The following is a 22,291-nucleotide window of genomic DNA, read 5'->3' as shown; positions in this document are numbered from 1 at the left end:
CATGATCAGACCATCGACCGGGGCGGACTCGACCTCCAGGCCGACGCAGGCCCAGCCCGCGGCCGGCTCCATCACCTTCAACCACCTGTCCAAGTCCTTCGGTCGCGGCCGATCGGAACTCCTCGTGCTGGACGACGTCAACGGCACGATCGAGGAAGGCAGGCTCGTTTCGCTGATCGGGCCTTCAGGGTGCGGCAAGTCCACCCTGCTGAGGGCGATCGCGGGCCTGCACCCGCCGACCGGCGGTGAAGTGCTCATCGGTGAGGAGGCGGTGCGCGCGCCGCAGCGATCCACGGGGCTGATGCTGCAGCGAGCGACGCTCCTGCCGTGGCGGACCGTACTCGAGAACGTGATGTTGCCGGTCGACGTCCTCGGCCTCGACAAGAAGGCCGGCAGGGAGAAGGCGCGGCAGCTGCTTCGGCAGGTGGGACTGTCGGGTTTCGAGGACGCCTATCCCCGGCAGCTGTCGGGTGGGATGCAGCAACGGGCCTCGCTGTGCCGGCTGCTCGTCTCCGAGCCTGACGTACTGCTCCTGGACGAGCCGTTCGGAGCCGTGGACGAGATGACCCGTGAACGGCTCCAGGACGTGCTCATATCCCTGTGGGAGCAGAACCACAAGACGCTGGTGATCGTTACGCACAGCCTGTCGGAGGCGGTGTTCCTCTCGGACGAGGTCATCGTCATGGCGGCCCGCCCCGGACGCATCGTCGAGCGTATCGAGATCGACCTGCCCAGGCCCCGGGTGCACAGCATCCGTACCACGCGCGCGTTCAGCGAACTGGCCGTCCGAGTACGTACCGCACTGGAGGAGCACAGTAGCGATGAGCGCTAGCCTTACCGAGGTCGCCACGGCGTCGCCGGACGCGGACAAGGGCCGAAGGCCGTACGGACGCGGCGCGTGGACGCGCGTGGTGCGGGTGTTCGGCCATGTCGCCACCTTCGCCGTCGTCGTGGGCCTGTGGACGCTCGTGTCGCAGTTCAAGATCGTCGACCCGACCTTCCTGCCGCGGCCGATCGAAGTCTGGAATGCGATCTTCGACGTCGTGCAGTCGCCAGGCATCTGGGACGACGTCTTCGCGACCGCCCAGGAGACGATCGGCGGCTTCGTGGCGGGCGCGTTCACCGGCGTCGTCCTCGGCGCGGCGATGCACTACGCCGCACTCGTGCGGCGCCTGGTCAATCCCTACATCATCGTGCTGCAGGTCATGCCGAAGGTGGTTCTCGCCCCGCTGTTCGTGGCATGGCTCGGCTTCGGCATCGAGCCCAAGGTCGTCACCGCCGCCACGATGGTCTTCTTCCCGGTGCTCGTCAACACCATGCTCGGGCTGGCGTCCATGGACCCGGACGCGATCGAACTCCTGCGTTCCCTGCCGGCCGGGCGGACACAGGTGTTCATCCGCCTCGCGGTGCCGAGCGCGCTGCCCGCGGTCTCCGCCGGTCTGCTCACGGCGGCCACCCTGGCCCCGATCGGCGCGGTGGTCGCGGAGTTCATCTCCGCCCAGCAGGGGCTGGGCCTGCGGTTGACGACCTACCTCAACCAGATGGCCGTACCCGAGGCGTACGCGGTGATCTTGATGATCAGTGCCATCTCGCTGATTCTGTACGGCGCGGTCCGGCTGTTCCAGCGGCGAGTGGTTTTCTGGGGGGCGAGTTGATGTCCGCCCCGAACAGCGTGGACGCCGTGAACGCGGTGCTCTATCGCGCCAAGCACGACGTGCGGTTCGCCGCGCGTGTCACAGATCCCGGCGTGGATCTCTGCGCGGAGCACGGCTGTACCGCCGAGCAGCAGCGAGCCGTGCGCGAGCCCGATTTCTCCTGGCTCGCTCGGGCGGGCGTGATACCCAACCTGATCCTCGTCGTGGCCCGCCTCCACGGCATCTCACCGGACGAGCTCGCACGCAAGCTGGCCGAGGCCGAAGAGGCGGACGCGGCTCTGCCCCACGCTGGAACCGGAGGTTCACGATGAGTGGATCCGTCGTCGCCGTTCAGGCGCTGTCGCACACCGCGTTCGTGAACACCCACCGCGACAAGGCGCCTGCCGACCAGGCCGAGCGGTTCTTTGCCGGCGCGGCCGAGGCGGGCAGGCGGCTTCGCGCGGCCGCACCCGACGCCGTCGTGATGATCGCGACCGACCATGCCAACAACTTCGGTCCGGCCAACATCCCGGCCGTCTGCATCGGCACGGGCGCGCGGCACAGCGGCCCGATCGAGGCGGAACGGGCGCTGGCACCGGCCCGCACCCAGCGGGGTGGCGCCGACATCGCCCTCGAACTCGTCACGCATCTGCTCGGCTCAGGACTCCCGGTGTCCCGGGGAGCGGAGCTCGCGCTGGATCACTCGATGCTCGTGCCGCTGAGCCTGCTCGAACTGCCCCCGGACCTGCCGGTCATACCCGTCTACCAGAACTGCGTCGCGCCCCCGCTGCCGTCACTGGAGGGATGCTGGCACTTCGGGCGTCGGCTGCTGGAGGCGATCTCCCATACCGGTGCGCGGATCGCCGTGGTGGGAAGCGGAGGTCTGTCGCACTGGGTCGCGATGTCACGCCAGGGTGAGATCAACACCACGTGGGATCGGCGGGTTCTGGAGCTCTGCTCCGGCGGCAGGATCGCCGAAGCGCTGGCGTGGGACGACCACGAGGTGCTCGCCACGGGCGGCAACGGAGCGCACGAACTCCGCAACTGGGTCGCGGCCCTCGCCTGCGCCGACGGCCGTCCGGCCGAAGTGCTCGCGTACGAGCCGGTCACCGAGTGGCTGACAGGTATGGCGGTGGTGGATGTTCCAGGGTTGCACGACTAGTCCGTCGGGCGCCGAGGAGCTCGCCCGGCACATCATGTCGTTCGTGTCGGCGGAAGAGCTCGGCCGGCTGCTGGCGGAGATGATCGACATCGACAGCCCTACCGGGGAGGAGCACGAGCTGGCGAGGTTCCTGGCGGGCTACCTCGCCGGCGCGGGCCTGACCGTCCGCACCACCCCGGCGGCGAGCGTGCTGGGGCTGGGCCGCGGACGTGAGAGCAAAGCGGGATACTCGCTGCTGCTCTACGCGCCGATCGACACGCACGTCCGCACCGCCGAAGATCGCCGACGCTTCGGGGACGGGCCCAATCTGCTCCCTTCCGCGCGGCGATCGGCGACCCGGCTGGCCGGGCTCGGCGCGGAGAACCCCAAGGCCTTCGCCGCGGCGGTGGCGACCGCGGGCGCCGCCTTCGGGCGCGCCGCCACCGACCTGACCGGTGATCTCTGGGTCGGACTCGGCAGCGGGGGCATGCCGTACGGCGACGGCGACGGTCCCGGGCACGGCACGGGCGTCCGGGAACTGATCACGCACTACTGCAAACCCGACGGAGCCGTTGTCGCGAAGCCCGGATGGTCGGTCTCCACCGCGGAGGCCGGACTGTGCTGGCTGCGCCTGCGAGTCCAGGGCCGGGCGAGCTACGTCGGCACCAAACACCTGGCGCCCTACGACAACCCGATCGTCACGCTGGCCGCGGCCATACCGGTGATCGAGGCGTGGCTGGTCGCCTTCGCCGAGGAACACCGCAGTGCGGAGCTCTTCCCGCAGGGCGCCGTAAGCGCGGTGACCGCCGGAGAAAGCAGGCAGGCCGCGTTCGTGCCGGATTTCGCGGAGGCGACGATCGACCTGCGACTGCCGCCCGGCCACACGCCGCAGGCGGCGGTGGACTCGCTGACCGAGGCGCTGGCGGCGGCGGGAACACCCCGGGAGAAGATGGATCTCACCGTGACGGTGTACCTGCCGGGCGGGACAACGGACAGTGGCAGCACCGTCGCCGAAGCGACACGGGCGGCCTGGGTGGCGGCGGGTGGCGTCATGGCTGACGAAGCCGCCCGGCCTCCCGCAAGCGGGGTGACAGACGCCGCGATACTGCGCCACCTCGGTGTTCCCACAGCCCGAATCGGCATGCCCAGGCGCGTGGCCACCGAGCGCGCCTGGGCCGGGGACGATCCGGTCCCGCTCAACGAGGTCGACGTGCGCGACTGCCTGCGGCTCGTCGAGGTCCTGGTGGGGACGGGAGCGCGGCTCCTTGTCTGATCCGAAGTCTGATTCGAACCGTCCGGCCACCGGCCGCGCCGCGCAGCACGCCGGCGGTCGCGGGATGCCTCCTGCCGCCGACGCCGTCGTCACAGCGCTCGGCCGGATGCGCGGCGCCGGGATCGTCGTCGTCGACACCGACCGCGTCTGCGTCTGGGCGAACGACGACGCGGCGACGATCTTGCGGGTGAGCCGGGAGAACATCGTCGGGCGGCCGTGGACGCTTCCGGCGTCGCCGATCGGAGGACCTGAGACGACGGTGGTCTCCAACTCGCTCGAGTTGGCCGTGCTGGAGCAGGGCATCGGAGAGAGCGACGAACTGGGCACGGTCATCCTGTTCCGGGACATCACGAGTGAACGGCAGCGGGAACGGCGACTGGCCGCGTTCACGACGGGTATCGGCCTGGTTCCGTACTCCGGCTCGTTGACCGATACGTTCAGCTCGATCGCCCACGACGTGGTCCGATCCTCCAGGATCTCCGCGTGCCAGGTGGTCCTGCTGGATCCGCACGACGGGTCCCGATGGCTCGCCGGACACGCCGGCATGCCGCAGATCCCGGAGGACTACGCCGACCGGCTGGCGGAGTGCCAGCGGCGCGGCGCAGTCCTGCACGCGAGCTTCGCGATCAAGTGCCAGGCCCCCGCCATCGAACACCATCAAAAGCACCGCCTGATGCGCGACCCGGCGTGGGAGCCGCTCTGGAGCTTCCTGGCCTCGTTCGACTGGGACACCTTCGTCACCGCGCCGTTGATCTACCAGGGAACCGTGCTCGGGGCGCTCAACGGGTTCTACCGCCAGGGCGCACAGCCGACGTTCGACGACGTCGCCTTTTTCATCGCCCTCACCGACCAGGTGGCCGTCGCGCTGCACATCGCCCAGGTCCTCGCCGAACTGCACGGTGAGACGACCAAGACGGAGCGAGACCGCATCGCCAGCGACCTGCACGACTCGGTCTGCCAGATGCTCTACTCCATCTCGCTGCACCTCGGCGCGGCGGAACTGGGCGTGAACCGGAGAGACGGCCGCGGCCTGTCGAAGGCGAGCGCCGACATCGCGCACTCTCGCGCACTCGTGGACGACGCACTCACGGAGATGCGCGCTCTGATCTTCGAGTCCCGCGCCAGCGCCGTCGCGGAGGTGGGGTTGATCGCCGCACTGCGGCGGCTGGCCGACGCCATCCACATCAGGTCTTCCGCGACCGTCCGCGTCTTCGCCCCGGCCGAGGACATCCAGATGCGCACCGAGGTGGCCGAACAGGTCTACCGCATCGCACAAGAGGCCCTCAACAACGCCGTCAAGCACGCCAGAGCCTCGGAGATCACAATTCGCCTGTCGATCGTATCCGGCGTGACCGGGCCGGAGCTGCTGGTCCGCATCGAGGACAACGGCCTCGGTATGCCGGCTGAGTCGATCGACGGATTCGGCCTGCCGATAATGAGCCAACGGGCGCGCCAGATCGGCGCCCGCCTGACGATCGAGCCGCTCGCCACGGGGGGAACCGTGGTGCGGCTCTCTACGAAGCTGGACCGCCATGCCGCATGATTCGACCAGTGTTTTCATTGTGGACGACCACGCCATGGTCCGGCGAGGGCTGGCCGCCTTCTTCGACGAGGTCGCCGACATTCAGGTGGTCGGCGAGGCGGCCGACGGGCGTGGCGCCATCGACGCCCTTCAGGACCTCGCCGAGCGGGGACGACTGCCGGACGTGGTCCTGATGGACCTGGTGATGCCGGGGTTGGACGGCGTCGCGGCGACGAAGGAGATCACCACCCGTTTCGGGCTGGCCGTCATCGTGATCACCACGTTCAGCGAGGCCGAACGCGTTCTCGCCGCGATGAAGGCAGGTGCGACCGGCTACCTGCTGAAGAACGCCGAGTTGGAGCAGTTGGTCGCGGCCGTCCGCGGGGCCCGGCAACGCCGCACCTACATCGACCCCCTCGTGGCCGGTTCGCTGTCCGACGCCGCCACCGGGCAGGGCCTCGGATCGCTGACGGACAGGGAGCGCGAGGTGCTCGCCCTGGTCGCCGACGGGTTGTCCAACCGCGCGATCGCCGAGCGGCTGCACATCAGCGAACGCACCGCGCGCACCCATGTGAGCAGGATCTTGGCGAAGATCGACGCCACGTCGCGGACGCAGGCGGCGCTGTGGGCCCGCCGCAACGGCCTGGGGACAGATGTCGTGTGAGATGACAGATGCCGTTCCGTGGCCTGGGATGGCCGGTTGTGGGGCACCTGTCGTATGTGGGTTTCTTGTCATATGACACACGATCGGTTCTTGACGCCTCACGACCGGCAAGTGCGGGACGCCAGCGGCTACGGGCAGCGGGGTGGTCTGGGCACTCGGCCGGCGGTTCTGGTCGTCGACGTGACGACGAACTTCTGTGGTGATCGCGACGAGGACGTCCTGGACTCGATCCGGCGGTGGCGTAACAGCTGTGGCCGCACGGCGTGGCGTGCGCTGCCGCACATCGCGCGTCTGCTCGAAGCGGCGCGCGCCCGGAACATCCCGGTCCTGTACTCCCGCGGAACCGAGTACCAGCCGTTCGGCGTGTACCCCGGCCGATGGTTGACCAAGAACGCACGAATCGCGGCCTTGCTTCACGATGAGGAGAAGCAGCGCCAGGGCAACGAGATCATGGGTCAGATCAAGCCGGAAGCGGGCGAGATCGTCATCGAGAAGTCCAAGCCAAGCGCGTTCTTCGGAACACATCTCATGTCGTACCTGACCTACTTCGGCACGGACACGCTACTGGTGGTGGGCGCGACGACGAGCGGGTGCGTACGGGCGACCGTACTCGACGCCTTCTCCTACAACTTCCATGTCGCGATCGTCGAAGAGGGTGTCTTCGATCGATTCGAGTCGTCGCACGAGGTGACCTTGTTCGATCTGAGTCAGAAGTACTGCGACGTGATCTCCGCGGACGAGGCGGGCGCGTACATGCGGTCGCTGCCGGTGAGGGAGGACGACCGGATCGCGCCGGCCCCCCAGGCGCGCGGCGCCTGAGCCGACGCGGTGCGCCCGCTGCCACGCGGTACGGGCCGACGGCGACGCGATCCGGACCGGGTGAGGGAAGTCAGATGCATGAGGTGTTGTCCCAGATCGTGCGGTGGTGGGAGGCGGGTGAACGGTTCGGCCTCGCCACGGTGGTCGGCACGTTCCGCAGCGCGCCCCGGCCACCTGGCGCGTCCATGGCCGTCTTCGGCGAGGAGGTCGCCGGCAGCGTCTCAGGCGGCTGCGTCGAGGGAGCGGTGTACGACCTGGCCCAGCGGGTCGTCGCCGGCGGCGGGCCCGTGCTCCAGCGATACGGCGTCAGCGATGACGACGCGTTCTCCGTCGGCCTGACCTGCGGCGGTGTCATCGACGTCTTCGTCGAGCCCGTCTCACGCGAGGAGTATCCCGAGTTGGGGGAGGTCGCCGCCTCCATCGAGCGGCGCGAACCGGTGGCGGTCGCGACGATCATCTCCGGCTCGGGCTCGATCGGCTCGGGCTCGATCGGCTCGGGCTCGATCGGCTCGGGCTCGATCGGCTCGGGCTCGATCGGCTCGCGGCGCGTCGTCCGAGCCGGCCCCGCATCAGGGACGCTCGGCTCCTCACGCCTCGACGACGCGGTGGACGACGACGCCCGCGGCATGCTCGCGCAGGGAGTCACCGGTGTCCGCCGCTATGGGGCGGAGGGCGAGCGGCGGCTGGAAGACCTGCAGATCTTCGTCCAGTCGTTCGCGCCGGCCCCGCGCATGCTGGTGTTCGGGGCCATCGACTTCGCCGTAGCCGTCTCAAGGATCGGTAAGTTCCTCGGCTACCACGTGGTGGTCTGCGACGCCCGCCCGGTCTTCGCCACGCGCAGGCGGTTCCCCGAGGCCGACGAGGTCGTGGTGCGGTGGCCGCACGACTACCTCTCCACGACCGTGGTCGACGAGCGGACCGCGATCTGCGTGCTCACCCACGACCCCAGGTTCGACGTCCCGTTACTGGAGGTGGCGCTGCGTACTCCCGCGGCGTACGTGGGCGCGATGGGGTCGCGCCATACTCACGAGGACCGTCTCAGGCGACTGCGCGAGGCGGGCGTCACGGAGGCGGAGCTGGCTCGGCTGCGCTCGCCGATAGGGCTCGACCTCGGCGCGCGTACGCCGGAGGAGACGGCGTTGTCGATCGCCGCCGAGCTTGTCCAGCTCAGGTGGGGCGGCTCCGGTCGTCCTCTGACCGAGACCACGGGACGCATCCACGGCGAGGAGCCGGACGGACGTGCCTGACAGTGACGATCGACCGAGCGGTGCGGCGCGGTAACGGCCGGCCCGCGCATCACGCCGCCGGGAACGCCGGTGACGTGCTGTCGCCGTCCGCCGGAATTCGATCGCACCGATAACGGCGGCCATTCCGGCGATGCGGGTCCACTCCCCGCCGGACAGGGGGCGTCTACGTGAAGGGGTCGAGGCGGCGGCGGATGAGTTCATGGCCGCTCCAACGAAGGTGAGCGCCTACCCTGCCAAGGTAACTCTGCTGCGAAATACCCGCAGTAGCGATAGATATGCTCTTGGGAATCCCCCACCCGGCGGGGCTACCGAGACCCCGAGACAGCGGATCGGTTCCGGACCGGAGAGCCTCCGGTCCGGAACGCGCCGTCGGCTATGCGGCTCGGTCGGCGGCCTCGAGAGAGGCGATCAGCTGGCTGCGGGCCCGCGCCACCCGGGATCGCACCGTTCCGACCGGGCATCCGATCATCGCGGCGGCCTCGGCGTACGGCACGCCCGCCAGCTGGGTGAGGACGAAGGCCTCACGCCGTTCACGTGGCACCCTGGCCAGAAGGTCGGCCAGGGCCACACCGTCCTCGCGTCCCGGCAGGCCGCGGGGCTGGTGCCCCTCGGCGGCGGACTGCCAGTCGGCCAGATCGGCGACGACCGGGCGGCAGGCGTTCGACCGGAGCAGATCGACGACGACCCGCCGGGCGATGGCCAGCAGCCAGGTCCGGGCGGACGACCGGCCGGCGAAGCGGGGCAGGCTCCCCAGGACTCGTACGAACGTCTCCTGTGTCAGGTCCTCCGCGACGTGAGCCCCGGCCAGGTAGGTGATGAACCTCCACACGTCGGGATAGACGGCGCGGGTGAAAGCCTCGACGTCCGCGGGCGCTCCTTTGCGGGCGGCCAGTGCGAGCACCGTCACGCGCTCGTCGGAGAACCCGGTGACGTCGTCGTGTTCGGAGGAAGGGTGTTCTCGTATGACAGAACTCATGGTGATCGTTCCTCGGCGCGCAGGGCAGAACGGATACACGGTTCGGGAGATGCGAGCGGGGACGCGGGAAAGGGGGCATGCGAACCACGGAAGAAGATCCCGGGCATGGACGCGCTCCGGCCGGGCATGAGGGCACGCCGGCTGCGGAGCAGCGCGGACCCGCCCCGAAGGCGCGACGGAGAGATCGATCCGGCTCGCGGATCAATCCTCCGGAAAGACGCGCCAAAGGGCTCGGGGTGCGGCGTTCGGCGTTCCCGCTGACGTGATCGGCGGACTACTCCTCGGTGTCGGACCGGTTCTGCCGGGAGGTGCGAAGCCAGACTCCGGCCCCGATCGCCACGAGGACGGCGAGTGCGCCCCAGATCCAGACCGGGACGGCCGACGGGGCGTCACGGTCGTCGGCGGCGGAGACGGGAGCGGGCGACGGGGGTTGTGCCGCCACCGGCGGAGCGGCGGGAGCCGCCCCTTCGAAGGAGGGGGAAGGCGTGCTCTCCGCGACCGGCGTGGCGGACGGTGTCGCCGATCCGGTCACGGTGAAGGGGATCTCCCCGTCGATCGGGTGACCGTCGGAGGAGACCACCCGCCAGGCGATCACGTACCGTCCCGGAGAGAGCGGCTCCGGCACTTCGGAGGTGACCGTGTCGCCGGAGGTCTTGGCCTTGCCGATGTCGACGCTCGCGCCGCTCGCCCTGCGCAGGACGACGGTGGGGAAATGAACGCCGGAGGTGAATTCCAGCTTGATCCGCTCGACGGTCGCCACCGTGGCGTTCTTGGCGGGCGAGCTGCTCTTCAGACGGTCATGGGCCAGGGCGGCGGGGGCGCCCAGTAGAAGGAAGGCGGTACAGCACAACGCGGTCACCGCTGACAGGCGGATGAATCGTGGCAGGAATGCCATCGTGAACTCCAGAGGCGCGACTGCCGGCCGTGCGCTCGGCATCGACCGGGAAACCGGGAAACGTCTCTACGTGAAGGGAGAAACGCCGGGTCACCGGGCACACAGGCCACCGGACCCTCCGGTGGGTGCCTCAGCCGGCGTGTCGCAACGACGGCGGACCGCGACGGCGCGAGAGCGGAAGGGCCTCGCAGCCGTCATACGGCCGATCCTCCACGGCGGGCGCGGCCCGCCATACGGGAAGCGCGATCTCCACGGGGAGCGCCAGGAGCAGCCGGATCGCCGGAATCCGGCCGTGGTACAGGCGGATCATCAGCCACAGCGCGCCTTCGCCGCGATGCAACCACCATCCGGTGCCCAGCGCCACCACGAGATGGATCACGGTCATACCGGCGCCGGGGGCATGGTGGGCGTGGCCGTCGACGAGTGTGGCGTCCGGGACGGACGCGGCCCGGCCGAACAGCTCGTGCAGCAGGACCTGGGTGGCGACCGTCGCACCGAGCACGGTCTGCGGGCTTCGCTCGCGCCCGTTGAGCGCGTAAGCCACGCAGAAGGAGATCATCGCGCCGACGACGCCCAGAAGCGGCGAGATCGGCCCTCCTCCGGCCAGGGCGTGACCGCCCGCGGAGACCACGCTGCACAACGTCGCGAAGACGATGGCCCGCGGCCCCCGGAACGCCGACGCCACGGAGGTCACATCTGACATCCTGTCAGGCGAACGCTTCGCCGAGAAGCACGGGACCGCAGATGCCCTGCCCCCGGATCCGCCGGTTGGGGTGTCCCGGTTCGGCGACCTCGTTCTCGGCCCTGAAACCACCACCCCGCTGGAGCGAGCGCGCGAGCAGGTGGCCGCGGGCTTGGACGGGATCCGCATGTGTCGACAAATATTCGCCGACCGGCGGGAACCACCGGGCCCAGGCGGCCGACTACTGGAACGTCCGTTACCCAGAGCCGGAAGCCGGCCAAGTCGCTTCCGGGAGAGGAGGATCGTCCATGACCAAGCCGCTCAAGATCGTGGTGCGCAGGAAGAAGACCCGCAGCCGGTTGCTGAACAACCACGGCTGATAGGTCCAGGCCAGTCAAGGACGGTCGCCGCCGGGGGTTGCCGGCGGCGGCCGGTCGGGTCAGGTCGCCGTTGTACGGCGCGAGCGGAGGGAACGTGCGTGACGCAGACGGAGTTCCGGCGGGCGCAGACGCTGATGATCTACTGGCACGATGGGGAGCTGACGGCCGAGAACTACCTGGAGAGCCGCTCCACCGATGTGGAGGCCGACAACGCGGCGGCCGTGGATGCCCAGGCGGTGACGTTGCTGGAGCACTTCACGGACTGGTCGACCGTCGAGAAGGTGGCCGCCGAGCTCGGTGAGTTCGACATCGGGTCGGTGCGCGAGGCGGTCCTGGCGCTGGCCGACGCCGGATTGCTGATCGACCGGGCCGGCGCGCGGCACGAGGAGCGCTTCCTGGAGGCCTGGCGCGACTGGGGGGAGGAGGCCCGCTTCTTCCACTTCGGCACCCGCAACACGATCTACACCGGGGACAGCCTGGAACAACGCCGCGCCGACGCCCGCTGGGTACGGGAGACCGGCGGGACCCCACCGGCCATCTTCAAGTCCTATCCGGACGCGCCGCGTGTCTACCTGCCGCGGACGTTCCTGTCGCTGGCGGATCCGTTCGGACAGGTGCTGACGCGGCGGCGGACGCATCGTGTGTTCACCGGCGAGCCGGTGAGCCCGGCGCAGTTGTCCACGGCGTTGTTCTACACCTTCGCGCCGATGCAGCTCTACGACGCGGGGGACCTGGGCACCCTGATGCTGCGGACCAGCCCGTGCGGAGGCGCCCGGCACGAGCTGGAGGGCTATGTCGCGGTGCTCGACGTCCAGGATGTGCCGCCGGGGCTGTACCACTACAACGCCGAGGCGCACGCGCTGGAGCTCGTCGACGCCGGCTTCGACCGGGCACGGCTGCACCGGCTGACGTACGAGTCGGAGATGTGCACGCCGTCGGCGTTCGTCTGCTTCGTGACCGTCGTGTTCGAACGGACGATGTACAAGTATCGGCATTCGCGGGCACTGCGGGTGACGTTACTGTCGGCCGGGCATCTGGGGCAGACCTTCGTGCTGACCTCGACCGCGGTCGGGCTGGGCGCCTGGCAGAGCGCGGCGTTCCGGGACGAGGAACTCGACGAGGCGCTCGGCGTGGACGGGTTCTCGGAAGGGGTCCTGTACATGTTCGGCGCCGGGGTGCCCGTGCTGGGCGAGACCGGGATGCCGGCAGGGATCAGCCGGGCCCGGCTCACCGATCCGGGCCGGCTCGTCGCGGCCCGTCCGGCCGGCACTCCGGCGGGTGGCGCTGCCGGGTGAGTGAGGCGGCGTCGGCGTACCGGCGGTTGTGGCGGCACCGGTGGGTGCCGTCACTGCTGCTGGTGGGCGTATGTGCCCGGGTGCCGTTACAGGCGTACATCTTCGCGCTGCTGCTGCTGGCGGTGGAGCGGACCGGCTCCTACACGGCCGCGGGCGTGGTGACCGCCGCGAGCGGCGTCGCCTACGCCGCCGGGGTGCCGGTGCACGGCCGGCTCGTCGACCGGTTCGGGCAGACCTGGCCGTTGACGGTCGCGGCCGGCGTCAACGGTGCCGCGTTCACCGGCCTGCTGGTGACGGCCCACCTGCGGCCGACGCCCGGAGCCCTCGCCGGATGGGCCGCCGCGGTGGGACTCTCCCTGCCGCCGGTGGCCGCCGCGGCGCGGGCACTGTGGTCGAAGGTGATCGCCGACGACGGGATCCGGCGTACCGCGCTGGCGGTGGACGCCATGGTGCTCGACGTCGCATTGATCGTCGGGCCGCTGCTGGTCACCGCCGTCAGCGCGGCGGCCGGGCCGGGCTGGGCGGTGGGCGGCTGCGCGGTGGTACTGCTCGGCGGCACGCTGTGGTTCAGTGCGTTGCCGCCGTCGCGGTCCTGGACCCCGGCTCGTCGCGGAGGCAGCCTGGCCGGACCCCTGCGGTCACCGGGCATCGTCGTTCTGCTGGCCGTCTCCGTGCTCACCGGGGCACTGCTGGGGGTACTGCGGCTCGGTTTCGTGGAGTTCGCCGGCAGGACGTCCGATCCGGCCGCGGGCGGGCCGGCACTGGCGGCCTTCGGCGCGGGAAGCCTGCTCGGCGGGCTGGTCTACGGCGCGCGGTCGTGGCGTTCCGACGCCGCCGCGCGGATTCGGGTGATCCTTGCCGGCTACGCCTGCGGCGTCGGGCTGCTCGCGGCGGCCCCGGACCTGCCGGTGCTGGTGGCGCTGTCGGTGCCCGCCGGTTTCCTTCTCGCCCCGCTGGTCATCTGCAACTTCGAGCTCATCGGCCGATGCGCGCCCGAGGGAACCCTGACCGAGGCCTTCGCCTGGGGCATCACGGCCACCTTCGCCGGATCGGCGTTGGGCAACCTCGTCGCCGGCGTGCTCGCCGACGCGGACACGCCGGCGGCCGTCGTGTTCGCCGCGGCCGCCGGGTTCGCCGTGCTGGCCGCCGTCATCGCCGCCGCCGGCACGAGACCCCTCACCGGCCGTGACACCGGCGAGGCCCGCACCACCGCCGGAACCGTCCCGCCATCCCAGTCACCGCCGGTGGACACCGATCAACCATCCGAGAAAGGTTCCTGATGCACGTGTTGGCGCGCTGGTTCGACCGTCGGCGATCCCGGACCGCCGACGTCTCCCGTGACCGTGCCGGACACAACGGGACCGTCCGCGTCGCGGCGGTGGCGGCGGTGGCGGCGGTGCTGCTCGCCGGGTGCGCGGACGCCTCCCGGAGCCAGGGCCGGGCAGATGGGACATCCGGCTTCACTCCGATCACCGTCACCGACTGCAACGGGGTCGAATCGGTCATCAAGTCCCCGCCCAAGCGGGTGGTGGTGCTCACACCGAGTGTGCTGGAGATGCTGCTCTGGCTCGATCTCGGTGACCGGGTCGCGGCGATCGGGCAGGAGCCTCGTCCGGGCAGCCTGCCGCAGCGCTTCGCCGAACAGGTCGCCGCCATCCCGTCGCTGTCCGGCAAGTACACCGCGGGCAGCGGATACAAGCCGGTGCCACGGGAGGAGCTGCTGTCCGTCGAACCCGACCTGGTCCTCGGCGGATTCGGCAGCAACTTCGACGCCGCCGGCGCCATGTCGCAGAAGGAGCTGGCCACCGACGGGATACCGTCCTATCTGGCCCTGTCCACCGCGTGCAGGTCGGCGGTGACCGCCCCGCGGACCGGCTTCGACCTGGTGTGGCGGGATGTGGAGAACCTCGGCCGGATCTTCGGGGTGCCCGACCGGGCCCAGCGGGTCATCGAGGGAATGCGGCAGAAGGTCGCCTCTGTGCGGGCAAAGGCCGGAGGGCTCAAAGACACCGCGCGTCCCACCGTGTTCCCGTTCGAGTACGACGAGGGGACCACCACCCCTTACGCGCCCGGCAACCGGCAGGCGGTCAACGCGGTCATCGAGACCGCCGGTGGCCGTAACGTCTTCGGCGACCGGGACGAGGCGTACACCAAGGTCGGCTGGGAGGAGGTGGTCGCCCGCGACCCGCAGGTCATCCTGGTCATCGTCTACGACCGGGGCAGCCCAGCCGCGAACGACGCCCACTTCGCCGAAGCCGAGAAGTTCCTGGTCACCAGCCCGGCGCTGCGCGGGGTACGGGCGGTCACCGGCAAGCGGTTCGCCCGGCTGGTCTACGAGTCCGCGTCGGTCGGCGGGGTCCGCAACGCGGACGCCGTGGTCGAACTCGCCGGCCGGCTGTCCTCCGCCGGATGACCACCCTGCGGCCCGGCCCGCCGACGGTGTCTGCCCACACCCTGCCCTCTCGCCGCCGCGTCACCCGCGCGGCCTACGCCGTTCTGGCCGGTGTGCTCATCACCGGCCTGGCCGCCTCGGTCCTGCTCGGCACGGTCGACGTGTCCGCCGGCACCGTGGCCCGCATCGTCGTCTGGCACCTGACCGGTCACGGAGATCCCACCGCGTGGAGCGTCAGCCAGGACACCGTGGTGTGGAACCTGCGGTTGCCCCGGGCACTGCTCGCCGCGCTGGTCGGCGCCGGTCTCGCCGTCTCCGGCACCGCCACCCAGGCACTCGTGCGCAACCCGCTGGCCGATCCGTACGTCCTGGGCCTCACCTACGGGGCGGCCGTCGGGGCGGTGGCGGTCACCGTCAGCGGGGTCGCCCCGCTCGGCGGTGCCTCGACCGGGGTGGCCGCCTTTCTCGGCGCGCTGGGCGCGTTCGCCGTCGTCTACGCTCTCGCTCGCACGGGGGGCACTCTCGCCCCGCTGCGGCTGATCCTCTCCGGCATGGCCGTCACCTACGCCCTGTCCGGGGTCACCAGCTTCTTCGTACTGCAGGCCGACGACCCCGGTACCACCCACTCGGTGCTGTTCTGGCTCTTCGGCAGCCTGGCCGAGGCGAACTGGGCCGCGCTCGGGCTGCCCGCCGCCGCCCTCGGCGCGACGACGGTCGCCCTGCTCGCGCAGGCCAGACCCCTCAACACCCTCCTGCTCGGTGACGAGACCGCCGCCAGTCTCGGCATCCCCGCCGCTCGGCTACGCCGCCACCTGTTTCTGCTCATCGCCCTGCTCACAGGTGTGATGGTCGCCCTCGCCGGGGGCATCGGCTTCATCGGGCTGATCGTTCCGCACGCCGCCCGGCTGCTCGTCGGCAGTGACCACCGTCGGCTGCTCCCCGTGGCGGCCCTCGCCGGTGCCGGCTTCCTCGTCCTCGTCGACATCGCGGCCCGCACCGCCCTGCACCCGCAGGAACTGCCGGTCGGGATCGTCACCAGCGTCATCGGCGCCCCGCTGTTCCTCTGGCTCGTGCACACCCGCGCCCGCGACACCACCGGACTGTGATCACCATGGCGGACCTGAACCTGCACGACGTGCGTGTCACCATCGCCGGAACCCCGGTCGTCACCGGCGTCGACCTCACCGTGCCGTCCGGCCGGCGCGTCGGGATCATCGGTCCGAACGGCAGCGGCAAGAGCACCCTCCTGCGGGCCGTGTACCGGCACCTTCCCCTTGCCGGGGGCAGCATCACCGTCGACGGCGAGGACCTGTGGCGGCTCACCCCGCGCCGCGCCGCCCAGTTGGTCGCCGCGCTGCCCCAGGAGACCCGCTCCGACTTCGACGTCACGGCCTGGGAGATGGCCGCGATGGGGCGCACCCCGCACAAGCGTCCCTTCGCCCCGGACACCGCCGAGGACACCGCCATCGTCGCCGACGCCCTCATGCACACCGGCGTCGTCCATCTCGCCCACCGCCGCTACACCACCCTGTCCGGCGGTGAGAAACAGCGCGTACTGCTCGCCCGTGCCCTCGCCCAGCGAGCACCCGTCCTGGTGCTCGACGAACCCACCAACCACCTGGACGTCCGTCACCAGTTCGAACTGCTCGACCTGGTCACCTCGACCGGCACCACCGTCGTCGCCGCTCTGCACGACCTCAACCTGGCCGCCACCTACTGCGACCACCTCTACGTCCTCGCCGAGGGACGTGTCGTCGCGCACGGCCCCCCGTGCGACATCCTCACCCCGCCACTCGTCAGGGAGGTGTTCGGCGTCGACGCCCACGTCACCCGCACGCCAGGCACCGGCACTCCCCACCTCATCCTCCGCCCCCGGGACAGCGCCGGTCCGTGAGAGCCGATGTTCCCCGGCGTTGGTCCGAGCACGGCCCACACGGGCCCGGCACCTCCATGGACCGGTTGCGCGCGATCTCGTGCCCCGCCGCCTCGAAGCAGGCCAGGAAGCGCCGCTTGACCTCTGCCGTTCGCATCGTCCGTCTCCGGAATCCGCAACCGCCGACAGCGTCCACCATTGTTGCCTATCATTCGTAGTTGCAAATAACTAGCGATTAGAGGGGTGGCATGGCGATCGTCTTGGGCATCGAGACCTCGTGCGACGAGACCGGCGTCGGGATCGTCGCCGACGGCCGGCTCCTGGGGGCCGCGCTGTCCTCCTCGATGGACGAGCACATCCGCTTCGGCGGCGTGGTGCCCGAGATCGCCGCCCGGGCGCATCTCGAGGCGATGGTGCCGTGTGTGACGGCCGCCTTCGAGCAGGCCGGAATCGGCCCGGGCGACGTGGACGCCATCGCGGTCACCTCGGGGCCCGGCCTGGCCACCGCGCTGCAGACCGGGCTCGCCGCGGCCAAGGCGTACGCGCTGGCCCTGGGCAAGCCGCTGTACGGTGTGCACCATCTGGCCGGACACGTGGCCGCCGACACCCTGGAGCACGGACCGCTGCCGCCGAGGTCGGTCGCGCTCATCGTCTCCGGCGGCCACACGTCGCTGCTCCTGCTCGGCGACCTGGTCCGCGACCCGATCGTGCACCTCGGCGACACCCGCGACGACGCCGCCGGTGAGGCGTTCGACAAGGTCGCGCGGATTCTCGGGCTGCCCTACCCCGGCGGGCCCGTCATCGACAGGATCGCCCGCGACGCGAACCCCGGAAGGATTCCCTTCCCGCGCGCGATGCTCGACTCCGGCTACGACTTCTCCTTCTCCGGGCTCAAAAGCGCCGTCGCCCGGCACGTCGAGCGGGGTTCCGGGCAGGCCGTGGCCGACATCGCCGCCTCCTTCCAAGAGGCGGTCGTGGACGTTCTGACCCACAAGGCCGTCAAGGCCTGCCTCGCCCACGACGTGGACACCCTGCTGATCGCCGGTGGGGTCGCCGCCAACAGCAGGCTCCGGCAGGTCGCCGCCGAACGGTGCGCCACCGCCGGCATCACGCTGCGCGTGCCCCGCCCGCAGTTGTGCACCGACAACGGAGCGATGATCGCGGCCGTCGGGGATCTCCTCATCTCCGCGAACACGCCACCGTCGCCGTTCGCTCTGGCGGCCGATCCGTCGGCCCCGCTGACCAGAGCCTTCCTCACCCCTGGCCGCATCTGACCGACAGGTCACCACGAAGAACAACGGAGCGCTCGTGTGTGACGGCTTCGACCGGTCAGGCCGACACCGGCCGATCGAACTCGATATCCCCTGGTGGTCTCGACATGAGTGAAGTCGATCACTTGGACCCCTGCCCGTCGGTCGCGATGTTGAACTCGTCGGCTATCAGCTCGTATGAACGAAGGCGCAGATCGGTGTCGTGGGTGAAGGAAGTGATCATGACCTCGTCGGCCCCCGTCCGCTGGACCAGTTCCCAGAGGCTCTTTCTCACCTCTTCCGGAGTTCCCTGTGCGCACACCCGCAGGGCACGGGCGAACGACAGCCTCTCAGCGTCGGTGAGGCGATGCGTCTGCGCCTCCCTGGGGGACGGGACGGCTTGATTGACTCCTTTTCCTTTCAGGAGATGGGTGAGTTCACCCGTGTACAGCTGGGTGATGGCGACTCGCGGATCGTCGGCGGCGAAGGCGGTCGTCGCGACGACGACATACGGGTCGGAGAGAGCCGCCGACGGTTCGAAGCACTCACGATAGGCGGCGAGCGCGGGATCCATCGAACCTGAATCGATGTGGTGCGCGTAGCAGTACGGGAGGCCCAGCGAGCCGGCGAGACGGCCGCTGTTCACGCTGCTCCCAAGAATGTAGAGGGGTGGCCGCCCGGAGCCGCCGGACAGGGCGGAAGGCGCGTTGTTCAGCGGACCCGGTATCGCGGGAATCTCACTGTACGGATGGTCCTCGGGAAACGAACCGTCAAGGAACGCGGTCAGTTCCGCGACCTGCTGCGGAAAGTCGTTTCCCTGCTGCTCTTTTCCGTCCCGCCGTAGTGCTGCGGCACTCTTCTTGTCAGTGCCGAAGGCACGACCGATTCCGAGGTCTATGCGCCCCGGCGCGAGGGCTTCGAGCATGCCGAACTGTTCGGCGACGACGAGCGGCGCGTAGTTCGGGAGCATGACACCGCCCGACCCGAGACGCAGTCGTGAGGTGCGCGCGGCCAGATAGGCCAGGAGGATCGCGGGAGACGAGCTCGCCGTCGCGGCTGAGCCGTGGTGCTCGGCGACCCAGTATCGATGGTATCCGCGGGATTCCGCCAGCATGGCCAGACGCGCGCCGGCCTCAAGGGCGTCCGAGACGTACTGCCCGCTGCCCACCGGAACGAGGTCGAGGACGGACAGGAGGAAGGGGGGTGCCGGCGGAGGAGACTCCGCGGTCGCGGGTGTGCCGGCGGTCGAAGCCGCAAAGGCTGTCAACTTTCCAACTCCTCTGGAATTCAGGGCCGACGCGAATCGCGGAATCGGAGCGCACGATCAGCGGGTGTTTCGAGGGGCGGCATCCACGGAGCCCGGCCACCGAACCTCAGGCGGAGGAGGAAGTCGAGATCACCCGCGCTTCCGGAGGCGAAGTCAAGGCTCTTGGTCTTCGGGTCGAGGGGCTCGATCCCCGCTACCGGCATCTGTTCGATGTGGGCATGGCGTACTGTCAGCCATTCGGCGACGTCGACGGACCACTCCCGGTATCGAGGGTCGTCCAGGGCATCGGCGAGATCGAGCAGGAAGTGTCCGGCGCCCGTGAGTCCGTGGCAGGCCCCACCGCCCGAGTGCCGGGCGGACATACGGACCGCCGCGCCCGCCTGTTCCGCGAGTACGCGATGGCGGGTGTCGCCGGAGTGTTGCCACAGCCGGAGGAGAAAACCTCCTATACCCGCTGATCCATGGCACCAACTGGCATGACGCTCTCCCGGTGTCGTCGGATCCGCGTCCCACCAGGCGGATTCGAGCGGCTGACCGTTCCAGTCGGTTTCCTTCGTCACATTACCGGTGAGACTGTCCCCCGCTTTCAGCGCGAACTCCAGATGCCGGGAGTCCCCCCACTCCCGTGCGGACAGCAGCAGGAAGGTCCCCACTCCTGCGGTCCCGTGTGCGAAGCCCTGATAAATCGCGCTCTTCGACGTCGGGCCGTGTGCGGCCGCGCGCCCGGCGGGCAACGGCCAGTAGGTCCGTCCCTCGCGCACGATCGCGGCGTCGACGATCGAGTCCGCGCACAGGCGGGCCCGCTGCCCCAACTGCTCGTCACCTGTGGCCCGCCACAGGTGCAGGAGTGCCAGACCGGCTCCGGCGAGCCCGTGGTACACATCCGGGTTGTGCCAGCTCACCGGCAGAGCCTTGGCGAGCTCGACGGCGCGGCACTGATTGACCTCGTCTCCCACGGCGGTCGCGAGATCGAAGGCCGTCCACGCCAGTCCCGCGTGGCCGGCGTACAGGCCGGGCAGGATGCGCCGGCCCCGCCTGGACAGGCGCAGGTCGTACCAGCGGTTGGCGGCCTCGACCGCTTTGGCCAGCTCATTTCGACTCGTGTCCCCCGAAAGGGCGATCAACCCCTTCTCTTCCAGCGAGTGTGCTCTCAGCAGAGCCGCCGCCACTCCTGAGGCCCCGTACATGACGGAAGCCGGATAGAGGCCGCCTCCCGGCGCCCCCACCGGCCACATCTCAGTGGCGTGGGGCCGTTGTTCATCGATCAGGTACATGAGCGTTCCACGTACCGCGGCGTCGAGGCCTTCCGGAGCCGGAGAAGCATCCGGGGCACGGTGACAGCCGCCGCGGAGATCGGCGAGAAACCGGGACGCCCGTTCGAGACTCCATCGCCCACCGGGGTCGGCGTCCATGAGCCCGAGGATCAGAGGGGAGAGTGCTTCGGCCAGGACCATCCCATCGCGTGCCGCAACGGAAAGCCACGCGCCGAGTCGCTCGGTGTTCTCGCGCTCTGATTTCTCGTCGGGGAAAAGGTACGGTTCCTGCTCGAGAGCCAGGAAGCAGATGACCGCTCCCAGGCTGTACAGATCGGCCCCGGTGCTCGCAGACGGCATTTCTCCCCCGGTCACTTCCCGCTCGGGAGCCCTGTAGGAAGGTGTCGTCAGTGCGCTGGTGATCTCTCCTACGGGACCTGCCGCTTCGAGGTCTATCAGCATCAGTGCCCCGTCCTCGGACCTGAGCACGTTCGAAGGCGTCAAATCCTGAATCACGATGCCTTCCGCATGGACGCGCGCCACCAGATCCACGAGATTGCGGCAGCAGGCCAGGACATCCGACGGGTCCAGACTTCTCCCACGCAGAGACCCGCTGAGAACCCAGTCCTCCACGCTCTTGCCCGGAAGCTCCTGCTGCACGACGAAAAGGTCCTCGCCAACGGCGAACTGGTCGACGAGGAGAGCGGTGAGCCCTGTCGCATGCAAGCGGGTCAGGATGGCGGCCTCGTTGCGCAGCAGGTCCTGGGCGTCGCCGACGGCGCTGACATCGATGTACGGCCGCGCCTGTTTTATTATCACTCTTGAGTCGTCCACGGTGTCCAGGGCACGATAGATTCCGCCCCTGTTGGTGTGACGGATCGCCTCCACCACGACATAACGTCCGTTCAGCCGTGGATCGCGCGGTGTGGATCCGGAATCAGTGGCGGCCTTCCTCGTCGGCGACGGAAGAGGATTCACGGCCCACGCGGGCGGAGCGAAATACGGCACCCGTTCATCGACCACGAGATCCCCGCTGGGCGTCACGAGCATGTCCTGTTCACCGCCCATGTCCGTCAGCCGACGAATCGGGGTGAAACCACCGTAGCGATAGTGAACCAGGCTGGACGGCGACAGCCTGCGGTCGGACTGGATTCTGGGACCGGGCAAATGACTGGTCGCATCGTCGAGCAACCCGACAAGGGCGAGAAACCTGTCCTCGTCGGCGGGATATATCGTAATAAATTTTCCACTGGCCGACTTTTCGAAAGCACGAGAAAGCGAGGAGCGCAGGTCACCGACCGAACGCACGAACTTGAAAGCACAGCGCTCGGAGCCAAGAACGTCCAGGGTTCGGCGCAGAACCTCCTCGGCCGTGTCCGGGATCGCCGACAGATGAATCTTCCATCCTTGGACACGGCCCACCAGGTCCTGCGGCCGCATCTCATGCCAGTACTCGCCGTCCACGGCGGTCCAGCCATTCCCGAGGGTGTTCCGCGCCATATCGCGGAGTCGCGCATCATCCCGTTCCTCCTGCATGGTCCATTCCATTTCCGTTGCTGTCGGGCGGATTTCACGGCCGTCGGCCGACAATTTTCTCCGTAAGCCCGGCCGCACTTCACGGCCAGGCGCGCGACGATGTCCACGGGCCGATGCCACGCCGGCCCCGGGCAATGGAAAGAGCCCCGTCTCGAAAGGTGCCATGGTTGCTCATGGGCTGCGGGCATCAGC

Annotated in this window: 21 protein-coding genes; 15 read left to right on the top strand and 6 right to left on the bottom strand. The window is 69.6% G+C overall.

Translation table 11 applies throughout. The features are described 5' to 3' along the window. The first annotated feature begins 1 nt into the window (after window position 1). From AB0N02_RS08830 to AB0N02_RS08790, 9 genes are all read left to right on the top strand, one after another. The gene (locus AB0N02_RS08830; RefSeq protein ID WP_363944111.1) at window positions 2–832 is read left to right on the top strand and encodes an ABC transporter ATP-binding protein; all 831 of its coding nucleotides are present in this window, start codon (window positions 2–4) and stop codon (window positions 830–832) included. Further along, window positions 822–1,655 (top strand): ABC transporter permease, encoded by an 834-nt coding sequence (locus tag AB0N02_RS08825; protein WP_363944109.1) that lies wholly within the window; start codon window positions 822–824, stop codon window positions 1,653–1,655. Before AB0N02_RS08830 ends, AB0N02_RS08825 begins: the two co-directional genes overlap by 11 nt. After that, entirely contained in the window at window positions 1,655–1,966 is a 312-nt protein-coding gene (locus AB0N02_RS08820) for a hypothetical protein (protein ID WP_363944107.1), read from the top strand. Before AB0N02_RS08825 ends, AB0N02_RS08820 begins: the two co-directional genes overlap by 1 nt. Next, window positions 1,963–2,796, top strand: coding sequence for a hypothetical protein (locus tag AB0N02_RS08815; RefSeq protein WP_363944106.1), 834 nt, complete (start codon window positions 1,963–1,965; stop codon window positions 2,794–2,796). Before AB0N02_RS08820 ends, AB0N02_RS08815 begins: the two co-directional genes overlap by 4 nt. Window positions 2,797–2,839: 43 nt before the next feature. Continuing rightward, window positions 2,840–4,048 (top strand): peptidase dimerization domain-containing protein, encoded by a 1,209-nt coding sequence (locus AB0N02_RS08810; protein ID WP_363944104.1) that lies wholly within the window; start codon window positions 2,840–2,842, stop codon window positions 4,046–4,048. A 64-nt stretch (window positions 4,049–4,112) separates the two neighbouring features. After that, a complete protein-coding gene (locus tag AB0N02_RS08805) occupies window positions 4,113–5,591 on the top strand; it encodes a GAF domain-containing sensor histidine kinase (protein WP_363944102.1) in 1,479 nt (492 codons plus the stop codon). A 19-nt stretch (window positions 5,592–5,610) separates the two neighbouring features. Then, the gene (locus AB0N02_RS08800) at window positions 5,611–6,234 is read left to right on the top strand and encodes a response regulator transcription factor (protein ID WP_363944101.1); all 624 of its coding nucleotides are present in this window, start codon (window positions 5,611–5,613) and stop codon (window positions 6,232–6,234) included. Window positions 6,235–6,324: 90 nt separating this feature from the next. Further along, window positions 6,325–7,053 (top strand): isochorismatase family protein, encoded by a 729-nt coding sequence (locus AB0N02_RS08795; RefSeq protein ID WP_363944099.1) that lies wholly within the window; start codon window positions 6,325–6,327, stop codon window positions 7,051–7,053. 74 nt (window positions 7,054–7,127) lie between these two features. Further along, entirely contained in the window at window positions 7,128–8,300 is a 1,173-nt protein-coding gene (locus tag AB0N02_RS08790; RefSeq protein ID WP_363944098.1) for an XdhC/CoxI family protein, read from the top strand. A gap of 373 nt (window positions 8,301–8,673) precedes the next feature. Here the strand turns inward: AB0N02_RS08790 and AB0N02_RS08785 are convergent, their stop codons facing one another. The 4 genes from AB0N02_RS08785 to AB0N02_RS08770 form a co-directional block, all read right to left on the bottom strand. Next, complete coding sequence (locus tag AB0N02_RS08785) at window positions 8,674–9,276, bottom strand: sigma-70 family RNA polymerase sigma factor (RefSeq protein WP_363944097.1); 603 nt, start codon at window positions 9,274–9,276, stop codon at window positions 8,674–8,676. 274 nt (window positions 9,277–9,550) lie between these two features. Further along, complete coding sequence (locus AB0N02_RS08780) at window positions 9,551–10,171, bottom strand: copper resistance CopC family protein (RefSeq protein WP_363944095.1); 621 nt, start codon at window positions 10,169–10,171, stop codon at window positions 9,551–9,553. Between the two features lie 130 nt (window positions 10,172–10,301). Next, complete coding sequence (locus tag AB0N02_RS08775; RefSeq protein ID WP_363944093.1) at window positions 10,302–10,865, bottom strand: MFS transporter; 564 nt, start codon at window positions 10,863–10,865, stop codon at window positions 10,302–10,304. Window positions 10,866–10,878: 13 nt separating this feature from the next. Then, on the bottom strand, window positions 10,879–11,052 hold the full coding sequence (locus AB0N02_RS08770; RefSeq protein ID WP_363944091.1) for a hypothetical protein: 174 nt from the start codon (window positions 11,050–11,052) through the stop codon (window positions 10,879–10,881). A 279-nt stretch (window positions 11,053–11,331) separates the two neighbouring features. Between AB0N02_RS08770 and AB0N02_RS08765 the strand changes: the two genes are divergently transcribed. From AB0N02_RS08765 to tsaD, 6 genes are all read left to right on the top strand, one after another. After that, window positions 11,332–12,528 carry a SagB/ThcOx family dehydrogenase gene (locus AB0N02_RS08765; protein ID WP_363944089.1) on the top strand — a complete coding sequence of 399 codons (1,197 nt, stop codon included), beginning with the start codon at window positions 11,332–11,334 and terminating at the stop codon, window positions 12,526–12,528. After that, entirely contained in the window at window positions 12,525–13,808 is a 1,284-nt protein-coding gene (locus AB0N02_RS08760; RefSeq protein WP_363944088.1) for an MFS transporter, read from the top strand. Before AB0N02_RS08765 ends, AB0N02_RS08760 begins: the two co-directional genes overlap by 4 nt. Beyond that, window positions 13,808–14,941 (top strand): ABC transporter substrate-binding protein, encoded by a 1,134-nt coding sequence (locus AB0N02_RS08755; RefSeq protein WP_363944086.1) that lies wholly within the window; start codon window positions 13,808–13,810, stop codon window positions 14,939–14,941. The genes AB0N02_RS08760 and AB0N02_RS08755 overlap by 1 nt, the downstream gene beginning before the upstream one ends. Further along, window positions 14,938–16,026: an iron ABC transporter permease gene (locus tag AB0N02_RS08750; RefSeq protein ID WP_363944084.1), complete on the top strand. Its 1,089-nt coding sequence runs from the start codon at window positions 14,938–14,940 to the stop codon at window positions 16,024–16,026. The genes AB0N02_RS08755 and AB0N02_RS08750 overlap by 4 nt, the downstream gene beginning before the upstream one ends. A gap of 5 nt (window positions 16,027–16,031) precedes the next feature. After that, window positions 16,032–16,814, top strand: a complete 783-nt coding sequence (locus tag AB0N02_RS08745; RefSeq protein WP_363944082.1) for an ABC transporter ATP-binding protein — start codon at window positions 16,032–16,034, stop codon at window positions 16,812–16,814. 227 nt (window positions 16,815–17,041) lie between these two features. Further along, on the top strand, window positions 17,042–18,067 hold the full coding sequence (gene tsaD / locus AB0N02_RS08740; protein WP_363944080.1) for a tRNA (adenosine(37)-N6)-threonylcarbamoyltransferase complex transferase subunit TsaD: 1,026 nt from the start codon (window positions 17,042–17,044) through the stop codon (window positions 18,065–18,067). Window positions 18,068–18,185: 118 nt separating this feature from the next. On the opposite strand, the gene AB0N02_RS08735 is transcribed toward tsaD, so the two are convergent. Further along, the gene (locus AB0N02_RS08735) at window positions 18,186–19,235 is read right to left on the bottom strand and encodes an LLM class flavin-dependent oxidoreductase (RefSeq protein ID WP_363944233.1); all 1,050 of its coding nucleotides are present in this window, start codon (window positions 19,233–19,235) and stop codon (window positions 18,186–18,188) included. A gap of 95 nt (window positions 19,236–19,330) precedes the next feature. After that, window positions 19,331–22,153, bottom strand: coding sequence for a class IV lanthionine synthetase LanL (gene lanL / locus AB0N02_RS08730; RefSeq protein ID WP_363944078.1), 2,823 nt, complete (start codon window positions 22,151–22,153; stop codon window positions 19,331–19,333). Between the last annotated feature and the right edge of the window lie 138 nt (window positions 22,154–22,291).

This window comes from Streptosporangium sp. NPDC051022 (assembly GCF_040683035.1).
GTDB lineage: Bacteria > Actinomycetota > Actinomycetes > Streptosporangiales > Streptosporangiaceae > Streptosporangium.
This window is presented reverse-complemented; position numbering and strand designations above follow the sequence as displayed.